The sequence below is a fragment of the Thermogemmatispora sp. genome (genome assembly GCF_042408735.1).
Taxonomy (GTDB): domain Bacteria; phylum Chloroflexota; class Ktedonobacteria; order Ktedonobacterales; family Ktedonobacteraceae; genus Thermogemmatispora.
Genome location: NZ_JBHOQV010000093.1, coordinates 17,298 through 44,288, shown reverse-complemented (window position 1 = coordinate 44,288; position 26,991 = coordinate 17,298). Strand labels below are relative to the sequence as shown.

At 64.2% G+C, this 26,991-nt stretch carries 23 protein-coding genes; 15 read left to right on the top strand and 8 right to left on the bottom strand.

The window, feature by feature from the left end; all coding sequences use genetic code 11:
- Positions 1–82: 82 nt before the first annotated feature.
- The 7 genes from ACFMO7_RS07425 (at position 83) to ACFMO7_RS07395 (ending at position 6,516) form a co-directional block, all read left to right on the top strand.
- Complete coding sequence (locus ACFMO7_RS07425) at positions 83–976, top strand: FAD binding domain-containing protein (protein WP_376794888.1); 894 nt, start codon at positions 83–85, stop codon at positions 974–976.
- Entirely contained in the window at positions 969–3,077 is a 2,109-nt protein-coding gene (locus tag ACFMO7_RS07420) for a xanthine dehydrogenase family protein molybdopterin-binding subunit (RefSeq protein ID WP_376794887.1), read from the top strand. Before ACFMO7_RS07425 ends, ACFMO7_RS07420 begins: the two co-directional genes overlap by 8 nt.
- 27 nt (positions 3,078–3,104) lie before the next feature.
- Positions 3,105–3,572, top strand: a complete 468-nt coding sequence (locus ACFMO7_RS07415; protein WP_376794886.1) for a (2Fe-2S)-binding protein — start codon at positions 3,105–3,107, stop codon at positions 3,570–3,572.
- Between the two features lie 183 nt (positions 3,573–3,755).
- A complete protein-coding gene (locus ACFMO7_RS07410; protein ID WP_376794885.1) occupies positions 3,756–4,598 on the top strand; it encodes a fumarylacetoacetate hydrolase family protein in 843 nt (280 codons plus the stop codon).
- Between the two features lie 6 nt (positions 4,599–4,604).
- Positions 4,605–4,892, top strand: coding sequence for a putative quinol monooxygenase (locus tag ACFMO7_RS07405; RefSeq protein ID WP_376794884.1), 288 nt, complete (start codon positions 4,605–4,607; stop codon positions 4,890–4,892).
- Positions 4,893–5,074: 182 nt separating this feature from the next.
- A complete protein-coding gene (locus tag ACFMO7_RS07400) occupies positions 5,075–5,788 on the top strand; it encodes a cyclase family protein (protein WP_376794883.1) in 714 nt (237 codons plus the stop codon).
- Positions 5,785–6,516, top strand: coding sequence for a histidine phosphatase family protein (locus tag ACFMO7_RS07395; RefSeq protein ID WP_376794882.1), 732 nt, complete (start codon positions 5,785–5,787; stop codon positions 6,514–6,516). The genes ACFMO7_RS07400 and ACFMO7_RS07395 overlap by 4 nt, the downstream gene beginning before the upstream one ends.
- Before the next feature lie 125 nt (positions 6,517–6,641).
- Here ACFMO7_RS07395 and moaC read toward each other — a convergent pair whose 3' ends face one another.
- On the bottom strand, positions 6,642–7,160 hold the full coding sequence (moaC, locus tag ACFMO7_RS07390; RefSeq protein WP_376794881.1) for a cyclic pyranopterin monophosphate synthase MoaC: 519 nt from the start codon (positions 7,158–7,160) through the stop codon (positions 6,642–6,644).
- A gap of 430 nt (positions 7,161–7,590) precedes the next feature.
- On the opposite strand from moaC, the gene groES reads away from it, so the two are divergent.
- From groES to ACFMO7_RS07370, 4 genes are all read left to right on the top strand, one after another.
- Complete coding sequence (gene groES / locus ACFMO7_RS07385; RefSeq protein WP_069805481.1) at positions 7,591–7,881, top strand: co-chaperone GroES; 291 nt, start codon at positions 7,591–7,593, stop codon at positions 7,879–7,881.
- Between the two features lie 194 nt (positions 7,882–8,075).
- A complete protein-coding gene (groL, locus tag ACFMO7_RS07380; RefSeq protein ID WP_376794880.1) occupies positions 8,076–9,701 on the top strand; it encodes a chaperonin GroEL in 1,626 nt (541 codons plus the stop codon).
- 378 nt (positions 9,702–10,079) lie between these two features.
- Positions 10,080–11,339 (top strand): Tm-1-like ATP-binding domain-containing protein, encoded by a 1,260-nt coding sequence (locus ACFMO7_RS07375; protein ID WP_376794879.1) that lies wholly within the window; start codon positions 10,080–10,082, stop codon positions 11,337–11,339.
- A 139-nt stretch (positions 11,340–11,478) separates the two neighbouring features.
- Positions 11,479–12,312 carry a phosphoenolpyruvate hydrolase family protein gene (locus ACFMO7_RS07370; protein ID WP_376794878.1) on the top strand — a complete coding sequence of 278 codons (834 nt, stop codon included), beginning with the start codon at positions 11,479–11,481 and terminating at the stop codon, positions 12,310–12,312.
- Between the two features lie 127 nt (positions 12,313–12,439).
- On the opposite strand, the gene ACFMO7_RS07365 is transcribed toward ACFMO7_RS07370, so the two are convergent.
- From ACFMO7_RS07365 to ACFMO7_RS07345, 5 genes are all read right to left on the bottom strand, one after another.
- The gene (locus ACFMO7_RS07365) at positions 12,440–13,354 is read right to left on the bottom strand and encodes an amidohydrolase family protein (RefSeq protein WP_376794877.1); all 915 of its coding nucleotides are present in this window, start codon (positions 13,352–13,354) and stop codon (positions 12,440–12,442) included.
- An 89-nt stretch (positions 13,355–13,443) separates the two neighbouring features.
- On the bottom strand, positions 13,444–14,421 hold the full coding sequence (locus ACFMO7_RS07360) for an aldo/keto reductase (protein WP_376794876.1): 978 nt from the start codon (positions 14,419–14,421) through the stop codon (positions 13,444–13,446).
- A gap of 119 nt (positions 14,422–14,540) precedes the next feature.
- The gene (locus ACFMO7_RS07355) at positions 14,541–15,320 is read right to left on the bottom strand and encodes an SDR family NAD(P)-dependent oxidoreductase (RefSeq protein ID WP_376794875.1); all 780 of its coding nucleotides are present in this window, start codon (positions 15,318–15,320) and stop codon (positions 14,541–14,543) included.
- 83 nt (positions 15,321–15,403) lie between these two features.
- Positions 15,404–15,727, bottom strand: coding sequence for an L-rhamnose mutarotase (locus tag ACFMO7_RS07350; RefSeq protein ID WP_376794874.1), 324 nt, complete (start codon positions 15,725–15,727; stop codon positions 15,404–15,406).
- An 89-nt stretch (positions 15,728–15,816) separates the two neighbouring features.
- Positions 15,817–17,163 (bottom strand): L-fuconate dehydratase, encoded by a 1,347-nt coding sequence (locus tag ACFMO7_RS07345; protein WP_376794873.1) that lies wholly within the window; start codon positions 17,161–17,163, stop codon positions 15,817–15,819.
- 943 nt (positions 17,164–18,106) lie between these two features.
- On the opposite strand from ACFMO7_RS07345, the gene ACFMO7_RS07340 reads away from it, so the two are divergent.
- From ACFMO7_RS07340 to ACFMO7_RS07325, 4 genes are all read left to right on the top strand, one after another.
- Positions 18,107–18,880, top strand: coding sequence for a GntR family transcriptional regulator (locus ACFMO7_RS07340; RefSeq protein ID WP_376794872.1), 774 nt, complete (start codon positions 18,107–18,109; stop codon positions 18,878–18,880).
- Between the two features lie 249 nt (positions 18,881–19,129).
- On the top strand, positions 19,130–20,650 hold the full coding sequence (locus tag ACFMO7_RS07335; protein ID WP_376794871.1) for a sugar ABC transporter ATP-binding protein: 1,521 nt from the start codon (positions 19,130–19,132) through the stop codon (positions 20,648–20,650).
- Entirely contained in the window at positions 20,647–21,711 is a 1,065-nt protein-coding gene (locus ACFMO7_RS07330; RefSeq protein WP_376794870.1) for an ABC transporter permease, read from the top strand. Before ACFMO7_RS07335 ends, ACFMO7_RS07330 begins: the two co-directional genes overlap by 4 nt.
- A gap of 287 nt (positions 21,712–21,998) precedes the next feature.
- The gene (locus ACFMO7_RS07325; RefSeq protein WP_376794869.1) at positions 21,999–23,030 is read left to right on the top strand and encodes an ABC transporter substrate-binding protein; all 1,032 of its coding nucleotides are present in this window, start codon (positions 21,999–22,001) and stop codon (positions 23,028–23,030) included.
- Between the two features lie 833 nt (positions 23,031–23,863).
- Here the strand turns inward: ACFMO7_RS07325 and ACFMO7_RS07320 are convergent.
- On the bottom strand, positions 23,864–24,088 hold the full coding sequence (locus ACFMO7_RS07320; protein WP_376794868.1) for a hypothetical protein: 225 nt from the start codon (positions 24,086–24,088) through the stop codon (positions 23,864–23,866).
- A gap of 374 nt (positions 24,089–24,462) precedes the next feature.
- The gene (locus ACFMO7_RS07315) at positions 24,463–26,784 is read right to left on the bottom strand and encodes an Eco57I restriction-modification methylase domain-containing protein (RefSeq protein WP_376794867.1); all 2,322 of its coding nucleotides are present in this window, start codon (positions 26,782–26,784) and stop codon (positions 24,463–24,465) included.
- Between the last annotated feature and the right edge of the window lie 207 nt (positions 26,785–26,991).

Genomic DNA, 26,991 nt, shown 5'->3' with positions numbered 1-26,991 from the left:
GAGAGCGAAGGGAGGAGCCGGATCGATCCTCGCCAGTCAGGGAACGAGCGAGAAAGCTTGCTAGAAAGAAGCTGGAAGCCCTATGGCCAGACACATTCCTGCGTGGTTTGCCCCGACCTCCCTGGAGGAGGCCGTCGAACTGCGCGCCCGCTATGCTGAGGAAGCGATCGTCGTGGCCGGAGGAACTTTTGTCGGCATCCTCATGAACCAGGGCCTCCTCCAGCCCGAGGCCCTGCTGGCCCTACGCCAGGTGCGGGAGCTGGCCTATCTCAGGGTCGAGGATGCCACTGGGGCCGGGACCCCGCTCTTGCGAATCGGTGCCATGACCACTCACCGGACTCTCGAGCGCTCGCCGCTCGTCCAGCGGGGCTGGCCCGTCCTGGCAACCACCTTCAGCCTGGTGGCCAGTCCGCGCGTCCGCAACCAGGCCACCGTTGGCGGCGTCCTGGCCGACGCCGACTACGCCTCCGACCCGCCGGCCTTGCTGCACGCTCTGGAGGCCCGTGTCGTCGCGCGCTCTCCTCAGGGTGTGCGTCTCATTCCCGTCGAAGAGCTGATCGTCGGCCACTATGAAACCAGCCTGCGCCCCGATGAGCTGCTGACCGAGATCCAGGTTCCCGGCGGCGTCGAAGGGGCCGTCTATCGCAAATTCCGCTCCCGCTCGAGCGAAGACCGCCCCTGTGTGGCGGTGGCCGCTGTGCGCCGTGAGGGAAAGCTGCGAGTGGCCGTGGGCGCTGTGGCCGAGCGACCCCAGTACTTTCCCGAGATCTGTGCCCTGGCCGCCGGCCAGCCCACCATCGCCCCGGAGCTGGCCCGCGAGATCGGTGAGCGCTACGCCGCCGCCATCGAGCCACTGAGCGACGCCCGCGGCTCCGCCGCCTACCGCCGGCGCGTCATTGCCGTCGAAGTGCGCCGCGCTCTCGAAGACCTCAACCGCCTTAGCGTGATGGGAGGAGGAAGTCAGCGCCATGCCTGAGAGCGCTCAGAACAGCCATCATCGCGAGCCTGATCCGCGCGTCACCGGAGCCATTCGCTACGCCCAGGACGTCGAGCTGCCCGACATGCTCTACGCCTGCATCGTACGCTCTCCCTATGCCCATGCGCGCGTCTTGCGTGTAGATACCTCGGCCCTGCCTGCCGATGTCGTGGTGCTGACCCCTGATGACGTGCGCTCCCTGGGTTTTTACGGTTGCCAGATCAAAGATCAACAGGTGCTGGCCGTTGAGCGCGCCCTTTACATTGGGGATCCTGTGGCCGCCGTAGCCGCCGCCTCACCGCGCGCCGCCCGCGAGGCCGCCGAGCTGATCGAAGTCGACTACGAGGAGCTGCCCGCCGTCTTCGACGCTGTCGAAGCCATCCAGCCGGGAGCGCCCCTTTTGCATGAGGATCTGGCCATTTCCGATAACGATGCCGCCTACTTCGGCATGCGCCCCGAGCCGCAGCGCAACGTCTGCCACCACTTCCGCATCCGGCACGGCGACATCGAGCAGGGCTTTGCTGAAGCCGAGGTCATCGTCGAAGAGACCTATCGCACGCCCAGCGCCCAACACGTTCCGATGGAGCCACATGCCTGCCTGGCGTGCTGGACTCCTGACGGACGGCTAGAGGTCTGGACGGGGACGCAGACGCCCTTTAACCTGCGCATGGACCTGGCCGGCATCTTTGGTCTGCCCCAAGAGCGCATTCGCATCATCGCCCCTCCAATGGGCGGAGCTTTTGGGGCCAAAACCTTCGTGCGCTACGAAGCCATCGTGGCCTGCCTGGCGCGCAAGGCAGGGCGCCCCGTCAAGCTCGTCCTGCGGCGTGACGAGGAGTGGCTGACCCTCAATCGCCACCCGGCCACGATCCACGTCCGGCTCGGAGCCAGGCGCGACGGCACTCTGGTCGCCAAGCAAGTCACCTGCTGGGTCAATACCGGCGCCTACGCCGATTGCGGACCCGGTGTGGCCCAGAAGATGGGCTTCGCCTCGCCCGGTCCCTATCGCATTCCCCATGTCTGGGTCGATTCCTACTGCATCTACACCAACCTGCCGTCCAACGGCGCCTTCCGCGGCTATGGGGCCACGCAAGCCGTCTGGGCCTCAGAGCGCACGATGGATCTGCTGGCCGAGCGCCTCGGCCTTGACCCGCTGGAGCTGCGCCTCAAAAACGTTCTGGTCGACGGAGACCGCTACTGCACGGGCGAGGTCATGCACGACGTCCACTTTGCCGACTGTCTGCGGGCCGTAGCTGAGCGGATCAACTGGCAGAGAGAGCGACGCGGCAAGGGGCTGGCGGTCTTACTCAAGGGCATGCAAACCCCCAGCCGGGCCTCGATTGTCGTCGAAGCCAACGACGACGGCAGCTACACTGTGCACTGCGCCACTGCCGAAATGGGCCAGGGAGCCTGGCGCGCCATACGCATGCTGGCTGCCGAGCAGCTCGGCGTGCCCGTTGAGCGCGTCCACTTCCCTATACCGGATACCGACATCGTGCCCTACGATACGCGCACCACCTCCAGCCGCTCGACCTACATGATGGGGCGGGCCCTGGTGGAGGCCGTGCGCCAGCTCAAGGAGAACGGGGAGCTGGGATACGGCGAGTGCGTCAACGAGGGTGGCCTTGATCCCGATACGGGCCAGGGTATCGCCTCGACCCACTGGCACCAGGGTGCGGCTGCCGCCGAGGTGCGCGTCGACGAGGAGACCGGCAAGCTGGAGGTCATCCATTTGCACACCGCCATCTACGCCGGGCGAGTTGTCAACCCACCGGCGGCCCAGCTACAAAACGAAGGCTCGATGATCATGGGTCTGGGCAGCGCCCTCTTCGAAGAGATCACCTTTGCCGACGGCCAGGTCACCAACGCCAACCTCTCCGACTACAATATTCCCGCGGCGGACGACCTGCCACAGATCACCTACGACCTGATCGAGCGTCCCGGCGCCGAGATCCACGGGTTGGGCGAGACGGCCTTGCCGCCGGTGCCTGCCGCGATTGGCAATGCCCTCTTCTCGCTCGGCATCCACGTGCGCGACCTGCCGCTCACGCCCGAGCGCGTCTTAGAGGCCAGCGAGCGCCGCAGCGCCGCGCCAGTTTGACCAGTCTGACGAGAGAGCGAGGCAGCAATGGAGATTCATTTCAGGCTGAATGGCCAACCCGTAACGGTGCAGGCGGAGCCGGACGAAATGCTGCTGGAGGTCCTGCGCCGCGAGCTGGGTCTGCGCAGCGTACGCGAGACCTGCGGGCTGGGCCTCTGCGGTGCCTGTACGGCCCTGCTCGATGGCCAGCCCATCTCGACCTGCATCCTTCTGGCGCCGCTGGCCGAGGGCTGCGAGATCACCACTGTTGAGGGCCTCGGCGGTCAGCACGCCGTCCAGCGGGCCTTTGAGGAGGTTCAAGCCTTCCAGTGCGGCTACTGCACTCCTGGCATGATCCTGACCGTCAAGGCCCTGCTGGAAGAGGAGCCGCAGCCAGACGAGGAGCAGATCAGGCGGGCCCTTGGCGGCAACCTCTGCCGCTGTGGCTGCTATCTCAAGATCATCCAGGCGGCCCGGAGGGCGGCGGCGCTGCTGGCCGAGGAGCGCGCCGGGTGAGTCAGGCGAGGTGGGAGGCGGATACTCTTGCCTGCTGGCCCCCGCCTGCTGGCTCCGCAAGCGGCTAACAAGTGGGCGCATTGAGAGCAAGCAAGGGCGAGCTGCCCCCCTTGACCGGGCCAGGCAGCGGCCTGATGCTCTGCTCATAGAGAGTGACAGAAGAAGGAAGAGAGAGGCTCTGCCATGAAATTTGTCACCTACGACGCGGGCCAGGGGCCGCGCGTCGGTCTGCTGGAGGGGGAGAGCGTGCTGGACGTTGGCTTCGAGGGGGACATGGTAGCCTTCATTGAGGCCGGGGCCCCCATTGCCAGGCGCCAGCCCGTCGGAGGGGCGCGTCTGTTGGCGCCGCTGCGCCCCCGTTCCCTACGCGACTTTCTGGCCTTCGAGGGCCATCTCAAAAATGCCATGAGCCGTCTTGGGCGGCCCATTGCCCCCGAATGGTACAGCGTGCCGGCCTACTACAAAGGGCTGCCTGAGACCGTCATCGGACCCGACGAGGAGATTCCCTGGCCGGCCTACACCGAGCGCCTCGATCACGAGCTAGAGCTAGCGGCCATCATTGGACGGCGCGGCAAGGACATCCCCAAAGAGGAAGCCATGCACTACATCTTTGGCTACACCATCTGGAACGATGTTTCGGCCCGCGACGTCCAGACGCGCGAGCTGCCCGTCAACATGGGACCGGGCAAGGCCAAGGACTGGGACGGCTCCAACGTCCTCGGTCCCTGCATCGTCACCGCCGATGAGATCGACCCCAGCAACCTGCGCATGGTCGTGCGCGTCAACGGCGAGATCTGGGGCGAAGACAACTCCGGCCACATGCATCACACCTTTGCCGATATGATCGCCTACGCCTCGCAGGCCCAGACCCTCTACCCTGGTGAGGTCTTTGGCTCGGGGACCGCCGCTGGCGGCTCCGGCCTGGAACTCGATCGCTGGCTGCGCGAGGGCGATGTGGTCGAGCTGGAGATCGAAGGCATTGGAGTGCTGCGCAATCGCATCGGTAAAAAGCAGAGAGGAGCGTAAGCCACTATGGCCTACATCGTTGCTGCCTACTGGCGGGCCAAGCCCGGGCAGGAAGAGACCATCCGCCGTGTTCTGGAGACCATGACTCCGCTCTCGCTTCAGGAACCTGGCTGTCTCTTCTATCAGCCGCATCGCTCGCCGGACGATCCACGCCTCTTCTTTATCTACGAGCAGTACGTTGATGAGGCGGCCTACGAAGCCCACATGGCCACGCCTCATTTCGAACAGTACGTCAAAGGGGAGGCCATTCCTAATCTGGAGAGCCGCGAGCGCCACTTCTTCTGGACGCTGTAGAGCGAAAGCGCTCTCTCCTCTAGAGGAGCTCGGTCGGCGGCATCCCGCGCTCCCGCGGCCAGGCCTGGCCCTGGGGAAACTGACCTGCGGCGGCCAGCGCCGCCAGCCGGCCGGGCGACCGATAGGATAGTCCCGCCGTTAAAGGAATCACGTGTTGAGCAGAACGAAGGCGAAGCAAAGCTATGACCAGGATCATCGATCTCACACCGGCGGTTCCCGAAGGCTTCAAAGGACCGCCTTCCACCAATATCGGGGTTCACTTTGAGGTGCGCACCAAAGTTGGAGAAGGGGCTGAGGGCGAGCGCCCCTACTGGCAGTCCGGCCAGGTGACCATGAGCCTGCACACCGGCTGTCACGTCGAGTCGGCCCTCCACTGTTTCGAGCGAGGGGAGGCCATCGAGCAGGTTGCCCTTGAACGCGTCATCGGCAGTGCCGTCGTTCTCGACCTGACCCCGGTCGATGAGCGCATGCTCATCGACGTGCCGCAGCTTGAGCGTGCCCTGGAGCGACTGCACGCCCGGGGCGAAGAGATCCGACCTGGCGACATCCTGCTCCTGCGCAGCGACTGGGCTCAGCGGGCCATTGGCACGCCCATCTACTTCCCGCGCTCGCCGGCGCTGACCGAAGCGGCGGCCCACTGGCTCGTTGCCAGGCGGCCCAAGAGCATCGGCTGCGACTTCTTCGAGGAGCCGGCGGCCCGTGAGCAGGGCTGGACCGCCGACCAGTTCGTCGTCCATCGCACCATTCTCGGCGCGGGTATCCCCCTCATCGAGGGGCTGGTCAACCTGGGGCAGCTTCCGCCGCGCTGCCAGTTCTTTGCCCCCTTTTACCACTTCGCCGGCATCGATAGCGCCCCAGCGCGCGCCTTCGCCCTGGTTCCGGAGGAGCCAGCATGAGCGAACGGTCCGCGTCGCTGGTGATCCAGCTCTTGCGTCATGGGCGCGTCGCCTCCCATCGTGGCGACGTGCCTGTGACCGAAGAGGGCAGGCAGGAGATCGCGCGCCTGGCTGAAGGGCTGGCCGGGCGCCTGCGGCCTGGAGAAGAGGTCTTCATCCTGCACGCTGCGCCCCGACGTGCCCGTGAAACTGCCCAGGTGCTCTATGAGGTTCTGAGCCGCCTGAGTGGCATCGGCGGGCGCGCGCTGCCCGGCCTCGTCATCCATGAGCCGCAGCGCAACGAGGCCCTGCGCACTCCCGATCTCTACGTTGCCGGCACACGCGTCGAGATGGTCAGCAGCGCCGCCGCCCTGGTGGAGCAGTTGCCCGCCTGGTGCGGCCTCGGCGAGGAAGAGATCGCCCGCCATCCCTTCTGGCGAGGCTTCTGGAGCGTCCCCGACCGCATCGGCTACTGGGTCAACCTGCCTGATCCCCCGGGAGAAGACGCGCCCGGCGCCGCGCGGCGTCTATGGACCTTTGTGCGCAGCCTGGCCGACGGCCCACGGCGCCAGCCGAGGCACTACCTCTGCATCTCCCACTCGCCGCTGCTGCGCGCCTTTCTGCGCCACTACCTCTTTGACGGCCACGATCCCGGCGAGCCTGACTACGGCGAAGCCATCGACATCGAGGCCCTGCCCGAGGGTGTCCTCTCCGTTCGCTATCGCCAACGTCAGCGCGTCCTGGCCTGAGCGCTTTGCCGGCCGGCCTGGTCCGGCCTGTCCGGTCCGGTCGCCTCACCTCAGAGCCTGCGGGTGGAGGAAGACGGCCGACCAGGCTGGTCCCTCATCTTCCCGCTGCGGGGTTGGGCCATGGCTCAAGAAGCGGGCGCCTCTGGAGAGAACTCGACCAGGCCATGCTGGCCGCCGCTCTTGCGCGCAACGTGGGCCTGCTCCAGGGTAATCGTCTGATCGACGGCCTTACACATATCGTAGATGGTCAAAGCGGCCACGGTGGCCGCCGTCAGAGCTTCCACCTCCACCCCGGTCTTGTAAGTTGTGCGCGCACTGGCCTCGATCAGAATCAGCCCCTGCTCGGGCTGCAGCTCAAAGTTCACGCCCACATGCGTCAGCGGCAGCGGATGGCAGAGCGGAATCAAGTGCGGCGTGGCCTTAGCGGCCATGATAGCCGCGATGCGCGCCACCTCCAGCACATTGCCCTTGGCGATCTGGTTCTGCTCGATGAGGGCCAGCGTCCGCGGCTGCAGACGGACCCGGGCGCGAGCGGTAGCCTCGCGCAGCGTCTCCGCTTTCCCACTCACATCGACCATGCGCACATGGCCACCGGCATCGAGATGGCTCAACGGAGTCGGGGACTCCTCTGGCCCGGCAGACATCGCGCGATTCCCCCTTTCTCCTCCATGCTAAGAGGCTCGGTCGTTCTTTCTTTCTTTCTTTCTCCCGCTTTGGCCAGTCAACAAAGTATATCATGGCTGGGAGGAGAGGGCCAGGCGGTCAGGATTCTAACGTTCCTCTAACACAATTCCTACGGAACTCTAACGCTTCTCTTGTGTTGTTCTAACGGCGGATGTGGCATCTAGTATAGGCGGAAAGAACCCAGGACAGGACAGCAAGCCAGAAAGAGAGTCATAGCGAACGGTCGAGTCGAGATCGAGCAAAGGGACGGTGAGCAGTGGTTACTGCCCCGCGGCGGGTCGGACTGAGCAGGGCCGGCCTGGCGGCTGGCACGGCTGCGGCAGCCGTCCTTTTGTGAGCCTACTTCTTTCCCTGACGAGAGTCAGCCAACAGTGAAGGGAGTGTGTGCGTATGGCGAAGATCCGTCCCGTAGGCGACCGCGTCGTGGTCAAGCCGCTTCCGAAGGAGGAAGTGACCAAGAGCGGGATCGTCATACCCGATACAGCCAAGGAGAAGCCGCAGGAAGGTACGGTGATCGCCGTCGGCAGCGGGCGCCTGCTCGATAACGGGGACCGGGTGCCCATCGAGGTGCGCGAGGGCGATCACGTTTTGTTTGCCAAGTACGGCGGCACCGAGTTCAAGCTCGACAACGAAGAATATCTGGTGCTCAAAGAGAGCGATATTCTGGCCGTGTTGAGCTAGGGCGCATCGCTCCTCTTCCTCTTTCTTGCTGGTCTTTGTTCTCTTGCTCTTAAGTACATTCTCTCTACCTACCTACTGGCGAAAAGTTCATAATAAGAGGATACTTCTTAGGGAAGCGAGAGCGCGGCAGAGAAGGGAAGAGAAGAGACGGCTCTCATCGTCAGCATAGTTTGAAAGCGAGGTGGAGTACAGCGATGGCGAAGCAGCTGGTCTTTGACGAACAGGCGCGTCACGCTTTGAAGAAGGGTATCGATGTACTCGCTGAGGCCGTAAAGGTCACCCTTGGTCCCAAGGGGCGCAACGTTGCGCTGGACAAGAAGTTTGGCGCGCCCAGCGTCACCCATGATGGCGTCACGGTAGCCAAGGAGATCCAGTTGGAGGACCCCTTTGAGAACATGGGGGCCCAGCTTCTGAAGGAAGCGGCTACCAAGACCAACGATGTGGCCGGCGATGGTACGACGACGGCCACCGTCCTGGCTCAGGCCATCGTGACTGAGGGCTTGAAGAACCTGGCCGCCGGTGCCAACCCGATGCAGCTCAAGCTTGGCATCGACCGCGGTACCGAGGCCGTTGTCGAATATATCCGCTCCAAAGCCATCCCCGTTGAGGGCAAGAAAGAGATCGCTCAGGTGGCCACCATCTCCGCCGCCGATGAGACCATCGGTAACCTGATCGCCGAGGTCATGGAGAAGGTCGGCAAGGACGGCGTCATCACGGTCGAGGAGTCCCGCGGCATCAACTTCGAGACCGAGTATGTCGAGGGTATGCAGATCGACCGCGGCTACATCTCCCCCTACTTCGTAACGAACTCCGAGAAGATGGAGGCCGTCATCGACGAGCCTTATATCCTGATCACGGACAAGAAGATTAGCGCCGTTCAGGATATCCTGCCCATTCTGGAGCAGCTGACCCAGCAGGGCAAGCGCGAGATCGTGATCGTGGCCGAGGATGTCGATGGCGAGGCCCTGGCGACCCTGGTGGTCAATAAGCTGCGCGGCGTTCTGAACGTCCTGGCCGTCAAGGCCCCGGGCTTCGGCGATCGCCGCAAGGAGATGCTGCGCGATATGGCCATCCTGACCGGTGGCCAGGTGATCAGCGAGGAGATGGGCCGCCGCCTCGATAGCGCGACCCTGGCTGACCTGGGTCAGGCCCGCCGCGTGGTGGCGACCAAGGATAATATGACGATCGTCGAGGGCCGCGGCAATCCCGCCGATATCCAGGCTCGCATCCGCCAGATCAAGGCCCAGATCGAGGAGACCACCAGCGACTACGACCGCGAGAAGCTGCAGGAGCGCCTGGCCAAGCTGGCCGGCGGCGTGGCCCTGATCAAGGTCGGCGCTGGCACCGAGGTCGAGCTGAAGTATCGCAAGACCCGCGTCGAGGATGCCCTGTCGGCGACACGCGCCGCGGTCGAGGAGGGGATCGTTCCCGGTGGCGGCGTGGCCCTGCTCAACGCCATCAAGGCCCTCGATAACGTGAAGCTGGAGGGCGATGCGGCGACCGGCGTGGCTATCCTGCGCCGCGCCCTGGAGGAGCCAATGCGCCAGTTGGCCATCAACGCCGGTAAGGATGGCTCGGTGATCGTCGAAGGCGTGCGCCGTGCTCAGCAGGAGCAGAAGAACGAGAATGTCGGCTATAACGTGCTGACCGATCGCTACGAGGATATGGTCGCCGCCGGCATCATCGATCCGGCCAAGGTGACCCGCTCGGCCCTGCAGAACGCGGCCAGCATCGCTGCCATGATCCTGACCACCGAGGCCCTGGTCACCGATATCCCGGAGAAGGAGAAGGCGCAGTCAACGCCGGCTCCTGAGTACTAGTCGTCCATTGCAGGCAGGCTATCCATAGTCTCAGCGCTTCCGCTCTGGATACCTCGAGGAGACTCCCTGAAGTTCGTGGCCCCTTCCTCTCCCAACGGGTGGAGGAGGGGGCCTGGCTTTTCTCTGCTCCCTTTCCTGCTGCCGCCTCCCCATCTGCCCTCGCCCGCTTCCTTGCTTGCTTGACGCCCCAGGACTGGCGGGCGTACACTTACCCTGGTAGGGCGAGCAGCCATTGAGCGATGCGGCTCAGCTGGCCTCTGCGCTCACTTCTTGCTTGCCTGATCGCTCGCTCGATTACTCGCTCACCCAAGACTCTGCTTTGCCCTGGCAGAGCGGGAAGAACTGGCAGGAACGCAGAAGAAAGGACGACAACGACGTATGGCAACAGTTGTTCTTGTCGGCACGCTCGACACCAAAGGCCAGGAGTATGCCTATCTGCGGGATCGCCTGCGGGCCGAGGGCTGCGATGTCCTTCTTGTCGATGCGGGAGTGAAGGGGACGCCGCTGGCGCAGCCGGATATCGGTCGCGCGGAGGTGGCGCGCGCCGCGGGAGCAGACGTGGAGGAGCTGGCGGCCCGCGGCGATCGCGGCGCCGCCATTGAGACGATGGCCCGTGGTGCCACCGCCGTGCTCAGCGAGCTGTTTGCCCAGGGTCGTCTGCACGGAGTGCTCGGTCTGGGCGGCTCCGGCGGCTCCGCGCTGGTCACCCAGGCCATGCGGGCCTTGCCCATCGGCGTCCCCAAGCTGATGGTTTCGACCCTTGCTTCCGGCGATACTCGCCCCTACGTCGGCGCCGTCGACATTGCCATGATGTACTCGGTAGTCGACATCGCCGGCATCAATCGCCTCTCGGAGCGCATCCTGAGCAACGCCGCGGCCGCTATTGCTGGCATGGCCCGCGCCTATGCGGCCTTCCAACCGACCTCAGCCACACGGCCCCTCATCGGAGCCACGATGTTCGGCGTCACCACGCCTTGCGTCACCGAGGCCCGCCGCTACCTCGAGGAGCGCGGCTACGAGGTCCTGGTCTTTCATGCTACAGGCACCGGCGGCCAGTCGCTGGAAGCCCTCGTGAAAGGCGGCTTCCTGGCCGGAGTCCTCGACATCACCACCACGGAGCTGGCCGATGAGCTGGTCGGCGGCGTTCTGAGCGCCGGCCCTGAGCGCCTGGAGGCCGCCGGGGCGGCGGGACTGCCGCAGGTGGTCTCGCTGGGCGCTCTCGATATGGTCAACTTCGGCCCAATGGAGACGGTCCCCGAGAAATTCCGCTCCCGTCTTCTCTACAAACATAATCCGACCGTTACCCTGATGCGCACTACTGTCGAAGAGTGCGCTGCCCTGGGCCACATCATCGCCCGTAAGCTCAACCAGGCCCGCGGCCCTACGGCCCTCTTTATCCCCCTGCGCGGCGTCTCGCTCATCGACACCGAGGGCCAGCCCTTCTACGATCCCGCTGCCGACCAGGCCCTCATCAGCGCCCTCAAGGCCGACCTGCAGCCGCAGGTCGAGGTTCATGAGCTGGAGATGGATATCAACGATCCGCGCTTCGCCCAGGCCATGGCCCGCCGTCTCGACGAGTTGATCCAGCAGCATCATCAGCAGCAACAGGATCAACAGGGGAAAAAGATGGTTCAGTGAGAGAAGAATCACACTGGCTAAATCAGATGTTTGGCAATCAGAAGAGGCGGCTAGTGCTGGAACCAGTAGCAGGCGCAACCGATCAGCCGCCGCCAGTTATGTCATTCCATCAAGCGCCCAAGTCAGGAGGAGCAGTGCGATGAATCGAGCAGAGGCACTTGCACGACTGAAGGAGACTGTCAGCAAGGGAGGAGTCATCATCGGGGCCGGAGCGGGAACCGGTCTGTCGGCCAAGTGTGCCGAGGCGGGCGGGGTCGATCTGATCATCATCTACAACTCGGGTCGCTATCGCATGGCTGGACGTGGCTCGCTGGCCGGTTTGCTGCCCTACGGCGATGCCAACGCCATTGTTGTGGAGATGGCCGGCGAGGTCCTGCCGATTGTCGAGCATACCCCCGTCCTGGCCGGTGTCTGTGGCACCGATCCGTTCCGCGTCATGCCCTACTTCCTGCGCCAGCTCAAAGAAATGGGCTTTGCCGGTGTGCAGAATTTCCCCACTGTCGGCCTCATCGACGGCGTCTTTCGCCAGAACCTGGAAGAGACCGGTATGGGCTTCGCCCTTGAGGTCGAGATGATCCGCCAGGCCCATGAGCTGGACCTGCTGACGGCGCCCTACGTTTTTGATCCCGAGCAGGCGCGGGCGATGGCTGAGGCCGGGGCCGATGTGCTGGTACCGCACATGGGGTTGACTACCAAGGGAACCATTGGTGCCCGGACAGCGCTGACGCTGGACGAGTGCGTCGAGCGCATCCAGGCCATGCACGATGCCGCCAAGGCCGTCAATCCCGAGATCCTGGTTCTCTGCCACGGAGGTCCCATTGCCGAGCCGGAGGATGCCGCCTATGTCCTGGCGCGCACGCGTGGGGTCGTCGGCTTCTTCGGCGCTTCCAGCATGGAGCGCCTGCCGACCGAGACGGCCATCACCGAGACAACTCGCCGCTTCAAGGCCCTGCGTCCCGGTCAGGCTGCCTGAGCGCCAGTCATGCGCGTCCCTGGCTGGACGCACCCGAGCGAGGAGCAGCCTCAGCTCTCCCACGATCAAGCCGATCGTCGGATGGCTGCAAGGCTCGCTCCTCCTCGCCCTCCGCCCGTCGTCTTCTTCAGGCGGGCTGATGGCCCGGGCCTGTTTCCCCAAGACGGTAGACGCGGCGCGCGTTCTCCGACCACAGGAGGCGCTGCTCGTGCAGGGGGTAGGCGCTGACCATGGCCCACAGCGTTTCATACCAGCGCCGGTAGCTGGAAGCCAGCAGGACTACTGGCCAGTCGCCGCCGAAAAGCAGGCGTTCGGGACCAAAGGCTGCCATGACCGCCCCCAGGTAGGGGAGCAGGTCGTAGGCGCTCCAGCGCTCGTGGTCGGCTTCCGTGACCATGCCGCTGACCTTGCAGACCACGTTTGGCAGGGCGCTCAGGGCCTGGATATGCTGCCGCCACGGTTCCCGCTCTCTGGCGCGAATCGGCGGCTTGCCCAGGTGATCGAGAATGAAGCGCGTATCGGGACAGCGCCGCACCAGCTCAACGGCGCTCTCCAGTTGCTGATGACGCAGACAGAGATCGCAAGAGAGGTCGTAGTCGGCGAGCAGGCGCACGCCATCGACAAAGGCCGGGCGCAGACAAAAGTCCTCTTCGGCCTCGTTCTCGATGTTACGGCGCACCCCTTTAATCAGGGGGGAGAGCGCCCGCAGGGCCTTCAGATGTTCGCCCACCGCCAGACCCTGCTCCAGAGGAGCTGCCGCCACGATGGCCTGTAGCCTCGGCTCCTGCTGCGCCAGCTCGACAGCCCAGGCGGCCTCACTCAACGCCTCCTCGGGCGCCACCACCACCTCAACGTACACCAGCGCCTCGATCGGCAGCCCGCGCGTCTGCTGACGGTAGTCTTCAGGACCAAAGGATCGCTTGAGCTGGGGTACGGCCTCTAACCAGGGCATGCGAAAGCGCTGCGGGTCCCAGAAGTGGACATGGGCATCGACGATGGGGAGCAGCTCATCTGCTCCCGTAGCAGGAGAAACATCGCTCATTGAGGCTCTCGCTCCTTTCTGTGTGCCCTTCCGTCGCCGACGGTCCGTCCCTCCTTCTACCTGCTACCGGGCTGGCTCTGCCGCGCGGCTCAGGCGATCTGGCCCTGATAGATGGCCTCCAGCTCCGGCCATAGCTCGTCTGGGATGGGATGCTGGGCCAGAGCCAGCGTCTCACCGATGCGCTCGGGCCGCGTCACACCGACGATAGTCGAGGCGATCCGGTCATCGCGCAGCGAGAACTGCAAGGCTGCCGCTGCCAGGGGAACCCCGTAGCGGGCACAGGCGGCCTGCATCCGACGGGCCTTCTCCAGCAGCTCCGCGCTGGCCGCGCCATACATATAGCGCGGATAAGCTTCTGGCCCCTTAGCCAGCAGTCCACTGCCATAGGGCGCGGCATTGACCGCTGCCACCCCGCGGCTGCGGCAGAGATCCCAGAAGCGATCGGCCTCGCGGTTGAGCAGAGTATAGCGATTGTGGGAGATCGCCGCCTCGAAGAGGCCGGTCTCTACGAAGCGGGTCATCATAGGAATTGGACCGCCGGCGATGCCCAGGTGCTCGATCAGGCCCTCCTCCTTCAACTGGAGCAAGACCTCGACAGGGCCGCCCGGCGCCATCATCACCTCGAACGGGTCCTGTGAAGGATCAGGAATATACTCAGGATCGTGCAGATAGACCAGTTGCAGCCGCTCCAAGCCCAGCAGGCGCAGGCTACGCTCCACGCTGCGGCGCATCTGCGGGCCGCTGAACTCGCCCGTCTGCAGATTGCGGTCGGCCTTGGTTGCCAGCACGAAGCCGGCCGGCAGGCCCCCCAGCTCGCTCAGGACTATTCCAATGCGGCGCTCGCTCTCGCCATCTCCGTAGGCAGCCGCCGTATCGAGAAAATTGATCGGGCTAGAGAAAACAGCGCGGATCGTCGCCAGGGCCCGCTCTGTAGGGACCTCGTAGGCGAAGGTCTCTGGCATATTGCCCAAAGGCGCACAGCCGATACAGAGCGGCGTCACCTGTAGTCCCGTTTGGCCCAAGGCCCGCCGCGGCAGTGGGGTCGTGGCCCCCGCTTCTGAAGACATGGCCACACATACCTCCTCTGGCATTTACTTGCTCATCGGAAGCGGCCTCAAAACGGACGCGCCATCGGGGTTGCAGCCCTGGTACCATTGCGGGCCAGCGGCCCGGGCTGCCGCTCAGCTCAGATAGCCGTCCAGCCGCCGTCGATCACCAGTGCAGAGCCGGTCACAAAAGCTGCCTCATCCGAAGCCAGGTAGAGAGCCGCCGCCGCAATCTCCTCGGGCCGTCCCATGCGCCCTAACGGCTGGCGCGCATGAAGCTGCTGGCGCACCTCGTCCTCGCGGCCTGCGAAGTCGCGCGCCAGGTAGCCCTCCACAAAGGGGGTATGCACCGTGCCCGGGCAGATGGCGTTGCAGCGAATGCCCTGCTTCACGTAATCGGCGGCGATAGTGCGCGTCAAGGCCAGCACGGCCCCCTTGCTCGCGCTATAGGCCAGGCGGCGCTCCACGCCGATGGTAGCCGCCACCGAGGCCATATTGAGAATCACGCCGCCGGGCGGCTGCTGAGCCAACATCTGGCGCACCCCCTCGCGCGCACAGAGAAAGACGCCGCGGGCATTGACGCGCATCACCCGTTCCCAGTCCTCCAGCGACGTCTCCAGCAGGTTCCCCACGTGACTGACGCCGGCGTTGTTGACCAGAATATCCAGGCGGCCCTCGTGGGCGGCCACCCCTGTCATAGCGGCCCGCACCTGGTCCTCCTCGCCCACATCCAGGGTCAAGGCGCGCGCCCGGCCGCCGGCGGCCACGATGGCCTCCGTCACGCGCTGGGCAGCCTCCGGGCGCAGATCGGCCACTATCACGCGCGCCCCCTGGCGCGCGAAGAGCAGCGCAATCTGCTCCCCTATTCCCGAGCCTGCGCCTGTAATCAAGGCCACCTTCCCATCCAGACGAAAGACCACTTTCGCTTCTCCTTTCCTCTGCGCTTCTCGTGAAGCTCCTCCCGAGGGAACAACCGTCCGCTTTCTCCGAGCCGAGAGAGGCTCTAGTCCGTATGGAAGACCTCACGCATCAGGGCCCACCACTCCCCAGGGGCACGCGATTCCACAGGCTCCTGCAGAGGATCAGTCAGCTTCCACCACTCCTGAGTTTTCGGGTCGGCGGCCATCTTCGCCATATCGGCCTCATAGTCGTCGCCGATGTACTCGTAATAGGCGAAGAGCAACCTTCCGTGACGGAAAATCGTATAGTTGCGGATATTGCAGGCATGAATGGTAGCCAGCACCTCTGGCCAGACGGCGGCGTGCAGCCGCTCGTAGGTCTCGATGGCGTCTGGCTTGAGACCGATGATCTGTCCGACTCTGCGCATAGCTGGCAATCCTCCTGTTATTGTAGCGCGGGCGGTAGGGCTGTGGAAAGCCTGCCGCCAGCTCAGGACCGGTTGCTGGCGAGCCTCACTCAATTGTTCCTCAACCTGTCGGCGTCGGCCTGGGCCTCGACCTGGCGAGCCGCCCAGACCGGTCCATCGGGATACGAATAGGCGGCGATCGAGTCGGCGTGCATCGTCGCGCTATAGCCAGGGGCCAGCGGTGGCAGGTAGCGCGCCTGGCGCATCACCACCGGGTGGACAAAGTGCTCGTGCAGGTGGGGCGTATATTCGATCATACGCCCCTCCAGCGAGCCACTGACGGCGATATAATCAAAGATTGCCAGATGCTGAACGTATTCGGAGAGGCCCACGCCGCCAGCGTGGGGACAGACCGGCACCCCATACTTGGCGGCCAGCAGCAGCACGGCCAGCACCTCGTTGACCCCGCCCAGGCGACAGGCATCAATCTGGCAGAAGCCGATGGCCTGAGCCTGGAAGAGCTGCTTGAATATAATGCGGTTCTGCACGTGCTCGCCCGTTGCCACTCGCACGGGGGCAATAGCGCGCGCGATAGCGGCATGGCCAAGGATATCGTCGGGACTGGTTGGCTCCTCGATCCACAGGGGCTGGAACTCCGCCAGCTCCTGCATGGCCGCAATAGCCTCCTCCACCTCCCATACCTGATTGGCATCCATCATCAACGTGCACGCGGGACCGATCTCCTCGCGCATAATGCGGGCTCGCTGGCGATCGCGCTCCAGGCCAAGGCCGACCTTGAGCTTGAAATGGCGCCACCCCTCGGCCAGGGCCTGGCGGCAGAGGACCCGTAGCTGCTCGTCGCTGTAGCCCGACCAGCCGGCGCCAGTCGTATAGGCGGGATAGCCGAGCCGCAGCAGTTCCGCCTCGCGTGCGGCCCGCGTTGGCGCCAGGCGCTCCAGCATCTCCAGAGCCTCGGCGGGCGAAAGCACGTCACTGAGATAGCGAAAGTCGATGCAGGCCACCAACTGCTCGGGCGACATATCCACCAGCAGCTTCCAGAGAGGCTTGCCCTCAACCTTGGCCCACAGGTCCCACACGGCGTTAACCAGGGCCGCCGTGGCCATATGGATGACGCCCTTCTCGGGACCAATCCAGCGCAACTGACTGTCGCCTGTCATGTGGCGCCAAAAAGCGCGCATGTCGGCGGTGAACTCCTCCAGCGCGTGCCCGCGCACCAGCGGCGCCAGGGCCCGAATGGCGGCCACACACACCTCGTTGCCGCGCCCAATGGTAAAAGTAAAGCCGTGCCCCTCCAGCCCGCCGGGATGATCGGTTCGTAGAATCACGTAGGCCGCCGAGTAGTCGGGATCGGCATTCATAGCATCGGAGCCGGCCAGCGTGCGCGAAGTGGGGAAACGAATGTCATAGGCCCGGACATCAACGATGGTGACTGTCAATACACCACTCCTTTTTACCTGGCTGGCAGAACACTGGACCTCTGCCAGGCAGACCTGGCTGACGCATCATAGACCAGCCCAGACCCGGACCGGCTCGCCTCCCCTCCCCAGATCCGCTCCTCGTCCTCCTCCCTCCCTCTTTCCCGCCTGTGCGCTCCCTACCGGTCGCCGCCAGGCCAGCAGCGCTGGCTGCTCACGCAGAGGTCAGCGCTTGTCTTGACGCTGCTTCACCTGAAGGTATACTATATTCTGTATTCAGAATACAGTACAGCCAGCCCAGAAGTCAAGCGAGCCAGGCCACAAAAGCCCCTTCCAGCGAACCACAAAAGGGGGCTGGAGGGAGAAGTGGCTTAGGCCGGTGCTGACCCTGATGGCCTCATCCTGAACTGGCTAAAGGTGGAGACCGTGAGTAAGCTTCCCGAAGACGACCAGGCCGCCTGCTATGACGGCCAGTAGGACCAGGGGAAGCGGGGTAAACACCACGTTCACGGGAGACACCTCCTCGTTGCCAGAGCGGAAGCCTGATAGGCCACCCCTTTTACGCTCAGGGCGTAACAGAGGTTGCAAACCGTTGTGTGGCAGAACCATCGTTGAGCAAAGCTCCGTAGCGTGCTGCTCCCTGCCACGGGGGTGGGGGAGCCAGCCGGGCGGTAACCCGCTCCTTGACCTGGGCCTGGCTTCTGGGTATACTATATTCTGTATTCAGAATACAGCACACTCTTTACAAAGCTGAGCGGGCGCGCCAAAATAGAGAAGCGCACCGCGGGTGGGCGAGGAGCGAGCCGGGCCAGAACGGGTTGGGGTGGGTGAGGAGGGCGAGCCGTTGGAGCCGCGGGGCGTCTGGGGCCTGAACCTCTTCCTGGTGGAAAAGAGAGCCGGGATCTGAGCGGGGGAGGGCCTGCGGAGACCAGCAAGCAAGCGAGCAAGATAGGAGCGAGCAGGTATGAGGCAATCTGAAGCGGAGACCAACCATTGGCAGGGAGCAGCGGTGGCCGACGTCGTTGACGAGCGCTTTGTCGGCGAACTCTTTGACCTGCTCTGGGGGCAGGAGCGCACCGCCACCCCTACCGTCGCCGACTACGCCTACGAACAACTCTGGAAGCGAGTCATCTTGCTTGGCGGCAGCGAGGAGCAACGGCTCTCCGACGTGGCCCTGGCGGAGCAACTGGGCGTCAGCCGGACGCCTGTCCGCCAGGCGCTGGAGCGGCTTGTCCAGGAGGGGCTGGTGCGTTCCGACCCGCGGCGGGGCTACTGGACGCGCACTTTTACCGCCCAGGACATCCACGAGATCTACGACCTGCGCGAGGCGCTGGAGGTGCTTGCTCTGCGCCTGGCCGCGCCACATCTGAGGCGTGAAGAGCTGCAGGCCCAGCTCGACGAGCTAGAGGCCATTCGCGCAGAGCTGGCGAACAATCCTTTCCTGCGCTTTCTCAAGGTTGATCTGCTCTTCCACCTCCTGATCACGCGCGCCTCTCGCAACGGACGTCTCATCCACTGTCTCTCAGAGCTGCGTAGCCAGCTCTGCATGTTCCAAATGCGCGATAGCTTCTATCCCCGCCGGATCGAAATCGCGCTCAACGATCATGAGCAGATCCTGCGGGCCTTGCTGGCCGGCAAGCTCGAGGAGGCCGCGGCCCTCCTGGCGGCTCACATTCGCCACTCCAAAGAAGGTGTGCTTGCCGACATTTTTGCTGAGGGAAGCCATCTTCCCTCGTAGTTGGAGGGATAGGCGAGGAGGCGAGGGATACACAAGATCTGGGGAGCCAGCCCGCATGGTCAGAGCGCCCGACCGTGGCTGGGTTGGTCCACAGGCAAAGGCAGCCGACCGACTCCGGCTGGACAAAAGAGGGCCTTGGGGAGAGCGAGGGGAGCGGAGCGAAACGCGGAAGAAGAGATCAGGGAGGCAGGGCCCAAGGAAGGGTGGGTGAGGCGATGAGGCCACTGCCACACTCGCAGGGAGGTCGTCATGCCTTCGACTTCGATGGAGACGGAGCAGTCACCGATCATTCGCCTGCGCAAGGTCACCAGGCGCTTTCCGGGGGTCACCGCTGTCGCCGAGGTTGACCTCGACATCTATCCCGGCGAAGTCCACGTTGTCGCTGGCGAGAACGGAGCCGGCAAATCGACGCTCATGAAGATCCTCTATCAGGTAGAGCGTCCTGACGTTGGCCAGGTCTATCTTAACGGGGAGCCGCTCAGCTTCCATGGACCACATTATGCGCGGGCCCTCGGCGTCGCTATGGTGCATCAGGAATTTGCCCTGGCGCCGCACCTCTCCGTTGCCGAAAACCTCTTTCTCGGGCGCGAGCCGCTGCGCTTTGGCTTCATTCGCCGGGGCCGGGAGCTGGCTGAGGCCCGTCATCTCCTGGCTCAGGTTGGTCTCGACCTGGACCCACGGCGCCTGGTGGCTACGCTCTCGGTAGCCGAGCAGCAACTGGTGGAGATCGCCCGCGCCATCAGCTTCAACGCGCGCGTGCTGATTCTCGACGAACCGACGGCCACTCTTACCGAGCAAGAGATCGCCCGCCTCTTCGCAGTCATTCGCCAGCTTACTGCCCAGGGTGTGGCCGTGCTCTACATCTCACACCGCCTGGACGAAATTTTTCAGATTGCTGACCGCGTCACCGTTATGCGGGACGGGCGTGTTGTGGCCACCCTGCCGCGGGCCGAGGTGAGCGAGCAGAAGCTTGTTCAGTTGATGGTTGGGCGGGCCATCGCTAACCTCTATCCGCGGCCCGAGACCCATCCTGGGGAGGTCTTGCTGCGGGTCGAGGGTCTCAGCCGGCGAGGTTTGCTCTACGACTGCTCGTTCGAGGTCCGCGCTGGCGAAATCCTGGGTTTGGCTGGTCTCATCGGGGCGGGACGCAGCGAACTGGCTAGGGCGGTCTGTGGAGCTGACCCGCTGGAGAGCGGGCGCATCCTCCTTGCCGGTCAGGAGCTGCACATTCGGCGTCCCGCCGACGCCATTCGCGCCGGGCTGGTCTATGTTACCGAGGATCGCAAGCGCGAGGGGTTGGCCCTTGACCTGGGGATTGATCAGAATATTACGCTCGCCAGTCTGCCCGCTCGCCTGGGCATGCTGCTCTTGCGGCGCGAGCGGAGCGTTGCCCTGCAAGCCTGTCAGCGTCTCAATATTCGCACTCCCTCGGTCCGTCGCAAGGTTCGCCTGCTCTCAGGTGGCAATCAGCAGAAGGTCGTCGTGGCGCGCTGGCTGGAGACGCAGGCCAGAGTCATCTTTTTCGACGAGCCGGCGCGCGGCATCGATGTCGGCGCGAAGGCCGAGATGTTCGCCCTCATCGGCAAGCTGGCGAGCGAGGGGCGCGCCATCGTGCTCATCTCCTCCTATCTCCCCGAGCTGCTCAATATGTGCGACCGCATCGCGGTCATGCGCGAGGGGCGGATTGTTGGCACCCTGACGCGAGAACAGTTCAGCGAAGAGCGCATCAGTGCCCTGGCAACTGGGGCCAGCGAGGTGACCATCTCATGAAGGAATATCTGAGCAGGAAGACCGTAGCCGAACCGGGCGCGGAGTCAGCGCTGGAGGCGCGCAAGCGCGAGCGCGAGCAGGCCGCTTTCTCATGGCGCCGGCTGCTGCCGAGCCAGATCTCCGACCTTATTTCTCAGTTCGCCGCTGCTGGCGCGCTGATCGTCATCTGCGTCGCGCTCTCCCTCGCGTCGCCGGTCTTTCTCACCCTCTACAATCTCTTCAATATTGTCTCGCAGACCGCTGTGACGGCCATCATTGCCCTGGGCATGACCTTCGTGATCATCACCGCCGGCATTGACCTCTCGGTTGGCTCGGTGGCGGCTCTGGCTGGCGTGCTGGGCGTCAAGATGATGGTCGATTGGGGTCTGAGTTGGCCGCTGGCGGTGCTCGGCGGCACCCTGGTTGGGGGTCTGGCTGGCCTGGCCAACGGCCTGCTGATCACGCGCGCTCGTCTGGCTCCCTTCATTGCCACCCTGGGCATGATGAGCGTGGCGCGCGGCCTCGTCAATCTGATTACGGGAGCAACGGCGGTCTTCGGGGTCCCGGATTCCTTCCGCCTGCTGGGTCAGGGCATGATCGATGGGGTGCCTATCCCGCTGATCACGCTGGTGGTTCTGGCTGTGGCTGCCCACCTGCTCTTGAGCCGAACCCGTCTGGGACGCTACACCTACGCTATTGGCTCCAATGAGGAGGCGGCCCGCCTGGCGGGCATCCGGGTCGGCGCCTATCTGGTGGCCGTCTATGTGCTCCAGGGGCTCCTGGCCGGCTTCGGCGGTATGGTGGCGATGTCGCGCGTGGCCTCGGGCCAGCCCAATTTCGGCGATGGGCTAGAGCTGGATGTGATCGCCGCCGCCGTCATTGGGGGCTGTAGCCTCTTCGGGGGCCAGGGCACCATCCTCGGCACCCTGATCGGCGCTTTCTTGATGGCGGTGATCCGCAATGGGGCGGTGTTGCTCAATATCGATACCTTTACGCAGAGCGTCATTATCGGCGTCATTATCTGGCTGGCGGTGATCTGGGATCAGTTCCGCCGCCGCCGTTTCGCTGCCGGCGCCCGCTAGCCACAGCGAGCGAGCACCGACCGCGCCGGCCTGTGAGTAGGTCAGTGAGTGAGTGAGTAAGTGAGCGAAAGGGGGTGAAGTGGTCCTCGCGGTCTTTATTTACCCGCTAGCTCTTCTGGCTGGCATGCAGGGCCGCATGCTGCCTGCACGAACATGGACGGCTGCGTCGATCAAGGACGATGACCCGGGCGGAGGAAGGCTGGCTGTAAGCTTTCCTGCTCGCCGCTTCAGTGAGGAAACGCGAGAGCCGCGGTGTGCCGCGGTCAAAGGCAAAGGAGGCTCTTCTGATGCGACACGTTCTGCGCAGATTGGTGCGGGATATCTTCTTTCCTCTCTGGCTGTTGCTGGTGACCGGCCTGGTGAGCGCCTGTGGCAGCGTGACTGTACAGTCATCAGGCAGTAATAACAACACTACTGCCTCTGGACCGCTCAGGATCGCGGTCATCCCCAAAGCCATCGGCTTCGACTTCTGGGAGCAGGTGCATAAGGGAGCGGAGTGCGCAGCCTCAAAGCAGCAGCAGGTGACGGTGATCTGGAACGGCGTGACTGCCGAGACGGATGTGACCGGGCAGATCGACCTGCTGACCAACTACATCACACAGCACGTCAACGGCTTGATCTATGCCGCTACCGATGCGCGGGCGCTTTACCAGGTGACGCAGCAGGCGCTCAAAGCCAGCATTCCGGTGGTCAATATCGACTCGGGAACCTATCCCCAGCCGGCCAACGTGCCGCTCTTTGCCACCGATAATGTGGCTTCGGCGCGCAAGGCTGCCGATCTCCTGGCTCAGCAGCTCAACGGGCATGGCAAGGTTGCCTTGATCGAGTTCCAGCCGGGCAGCGCTACCAACGATGAGCGCGTCCAGGGCTTCAAACAGGAGCTGGCCAGGTATCCCGGTATCCAGCTCGTGGCCGATCAGTCCAGCCGTAGCGACTACAACCAGGCTCTGAGTGTGGCTGAGGATATTCTGACAGCCCATCCCGATCTGAACGGGATCTTTGCCGCCAATGAACCGAGCGTGCTGGGGGCGGCAGAGGCCGTGCGCCGAGTTGGCAAGGCCGGCAAGATCACGATCATCGGCTGGGATGCGGCTCCCGATGAGGTCAAAGGGGTCCAGCAGGGCACGATTTCGGCGCTGGTGGTCCAGAATCCTTTCAGGATGGGCTACGACAGCGTCAACGCTATGGTGCGCATCCTGCGTCAACACGCGACGGTCCAGAGCGAAGACACAGGTGTCACCATTCTGACAAAGGCCAATATGAACGATCCAAAGGTACAGGCAGTCCTCAATCCGAGCTGCCAGAATCCTCCGCTCTAGGTCTGGCTGAGGCTCCGCTCTGGCCTGACTGCAGGCGGCCATGACCGAGGAGAAGGCGAGGTCCAGCGCGCGGGGTGGGGCGCGAGCGGCGGGCGGTTGTCTGTCCGGTTGGCGCGCCTTCCCGGCGTGCTGGACCTGTTGCCTTGTTTCCGCGCTTCCCGTCTGCCAGTGGTCTGCTCGCTCTCCCGGTGCCTCTCGCCGCGAGAGAAGCGAAACTGGCTATTATCTGCTGACGGACTGGTTGGCGGGCGAGGGCAGCGGAGCTGGTGTTTGCTGGTTCCAGAGCAGGCTGATGCGGCCGGGGGCCAAGCGCCGCTTATCCATCCTCTGGCCTGCAGGCTTGCTGGCTCTCACTCCTGCCCGACGCCCGCAGGGCCTGAGCTAGCTATAGGTCTGCCTACCTGCCCGCCGGCGCTGGGAGACAGCAGGGGCGCCACGCCAGCCTGACCGAGCGGGATCGGAGAGAGCACCTCTCCCGGTCGGCATAGGTCACCTCCCAGGAGAGCGCAAAGGCTCTCCGGCTGGCGACGCAGTTCAGGGCATAGCGACAGGCCAGTAAAGTCGACAAACGGGACTCTGTCCGGCTCGCTCCACAAGATCAGGGGAGGCGCGATGAAGCCAGAGAACAGGCTGCCAGGCATTCGTTGCTCTGCGGCGCAGTGGCCATTCCCCAGGTGCCGCACAGCGATCGTCGCTGCTGGACGCGGACCGGTCGCAGTCAGTCAAGTCCGATCCCGATTCAGACGCGCGATGGCCGTACTGGCTTTTCTCTCTGCAGATGAGCCGTCAGACCAGGCGAGGCTACGCAGATGCGCGTGGCCTGTTCTGTAGGCTCAAGGCTTGATCAGGGCCTCATAGTAGTCTGCGCAGTCATCGCAGAGGATCGTTGTCAGCTTGGTGATGTAGTCGCGAGTCGACTGCTGATGTTCAGGGCACACGGGCATCTGGCAGCGCGCACATAGAGCTGTCGCCTTGGCCCCACACACATAACATTTCTTGGGATCGATCTTCCCTCCCTCTGTCTCGGGGGGGATCTCCGTGATCTGCTCTTCTAACATGGCTCCTCCTTCGTGTCCATGATGACGCGCTGTTTCGGCTCGTTGCTCTGACCGACCCGACCGCCCTGCGTCCTGACTGACAGGCGCAAAAAAAGCCCTGACTCCTATCGTTGTACGCGAAAATCTGCTCCTCTGTCAAGTTGCCGCAAGCTGTGCCACAACAGTTCAACGTCGTTTGATCAGGCCACTCTCTCCCTGGGCGGTGGGCAGGTCGCCCCTCCCCTGCGACGGTCTTGGGGACTGACCAGCCTGGCCAGGCTGGCGAGAGAGCGTCAGGCGCAACAATGGAGGCAGCCGGATAGCGAGGCAGATAGATCCACTCCTGGCCCCTCTCCCCTGCTCTTCCCTCGCCCTGCCGACGTCACCCTCTTATTTTATACCGTGCTTTCAAGCATCCGAGTTTCAGCCTCGCTGAGGCCGTAGAGATGGAAGACGAGGGCATTGAGTTGGGCATCTAGCTGCTGACGTTGCTGGTCGAGGATCTGGCGCTCCTCCGGGCTGGAGCTGGTCGCGAGCCGCGCCTGCAGAGCCATCATGGCGCGCACGGCAGCCACCAGCGGCTCCTGCCGCCCGGCCAACTGGCGCGGTAGAGGGATAGTGGCCAGCGTCGTCTGGTTGAGCTGCGGAAAAAGGCGCTTGTAGGCTGTGAATGTCTTATAGAGATAGTAATCGATCAGACGACTATTGAGGATAGCCAGCAAGACCTCGTAGGAAAGTTTCTCATCGAGCAGATGCAGGTTGTAGAGCGACTGCATCGTGGCCAGGCCGGCGCTCTCCAGCGCGGCCACGCAGCGCCGACCCGTCTTCACCACCACGATTTTGGGGGCCTTGTAAAGGCTGGCGGGCTTCGTCAGGTGAGAGACGAAGCGCGTTGGAGGGGCGATATAGTAGCGTGTCACGTCGTTGCCGGCCAGGATAGGCCAGGGACCCCTCGCGGCCACGTGGCGCTTCCCGATCTCCTCGCCGCGCGAGATGCGCACGAGCTGGCCCAGCGGCTCCCCCTCGCGCTCGAGGCGGGCCAGCAGGGCTGCCTCCTCGTCGCTCACGTGCACCAGCAAGCGATAGCCCGCGTCCTCCAGAAAGCGCCGTCGGCTGCACAGGGCGCGCGTATGAATCGCCGGGCCTTTGACGGCTTCAGAGCCAGACGTCGGGGCTGGCAGATCGCAGGCGATGGTGGCGGGCTGAGCACCGCGCTCGACGACCAGGACGGCGGCGGAGACGCAGGCGCGGAAAACGGGGCCGCAGTGGTAGACGCGCAGCAGGCCCTCGCGTAGAAGGGTAGCACGGGCCTGGCGAGCCTCATCTCGTGCCAGCAAGGCATCGGGCACCACGAAAGCGAAGCGCCCGCCAGGGCGGGTCAACTTGAGACCCTGCTCGATGAAGAGCCAGCAGGCGTCGTACTGGCGACGAGCCAGAGTAAACGCTGCCTCCAGATAGGGGCGCGCCGTCTGTGGGCGCTGCTCGCCGAACAGGTAGGGCGGATTGCCGATGACCGCATCGAAGCCCTCAGCCTCTGATGTCCCCCGCGTGCGGAAAACCTGCGGAAAGGCGGCCTGCCAGTCGAAGAGGGTGCTCTCCGGCCCGCAGGAGCTGCCCAGAGCGTCGCCCCAGCGAATCGTCTCCTCGAGACGCCTCAGCAGCCTGGGAGTCTGAGCCTGCTGGCGTGGGCTGCCCTCGCACTCCTCCAGCAGGAGCAGGAAGAGCGAGAGACGGGTCACCTCCACCGCGCAGCGGTCGAGATCGACACCATAGATCTGTTCACAGAGAATGCGGCGACCCTCAGCCAGAGTCAGGCGCCAGCGACCCTGGCGGTCGCGGCGCAGGGCCTGCGGGAAACGCTCCGCCCCGCTGGCAAGATACCGCTCGCGGAACCAGTGTAGCAAGAGACGATAGAGGCGAGTCAAAAAGGAACCGGCGCCACAGCAGGGATCAAGGAAGCGAAGGCGGGCCGCCCGAGAGATCTCTTTCTCGCGTTCAAGTAGAATAATAACGCTATTCGCAAGAATATAATCTACAACCGGTATAGGAGTATAATAGATGCCATCGGCCTTCTTCGCTGCTCGCTCCTCGCTTAAAACCAGGCGGCCGTTGGCATCCATTGTCAGCGTTTTCTCCAGAAAGTGCTCATAGAGGCGGGTGAGCACAGAAGATGACAGGCGAGAGAAATCGCAGGGAGCCAGAGGAGGATAGAGAGTCAGCAGCAACTGGCGCAGCGCCGCATCGTCCACGATCAGCTCTGAAAGCGGGTCCCCTTGCTCGCTGTGGCGTGGGCCAGGCGAGCCAGGGAGAGGGGCTACCAGCGGAGTGGGAGGTCTGGCGCCGAAGAGGCCGGCGGGATAACGCCGCGCCGCCTGCTCGAAGCGTCGCAGCAAGCGCGGATAGATCATCGGCTGCTCGCTCAGTCGGCGCAAGCTCTGTGGGGCTTCCAGACCGCGCTCCTCGCAGAGGCGAAGAAACAGCAGGCGAGCCAAGAGCAGCGGCGCTGCCCGGTTGAGCGCATCAGGCGTCAGCGCCGGATTGCAGCGAGCCAGACCCTCACTGAGCCAGAGGCGCCACTCAGGCGCAGCGCGCAGCAGAGCCTCCTCCTCCGTCGCGCGCGCGCTATCCTCTTGCAGCAGCGGAGCAAGCAAGGTCATAGCTGGGGCCAGAGACTCCGTGCCAGACTCAGCAACCGACTGCCAGTGGCCTTGCAGCACGCCTTTCTTTTCCTCCTTCCCTTGCAATCAGCACGGCGAGCAACGAGTGAGAGGTCGCTCCCCTTCGGCCCCAGGCGGCCCAGGACCAGCGCCCTGCCCCTCGCCTTGGAGTCGGAGCGAGCGAGCATAGTAAGCGAGGTGGCGTGCGTAGTCGCTGGACCAGGGTCGAGAGCGGCTCAGGTGCCAGGCGACCGTCGCAGGCGGTGC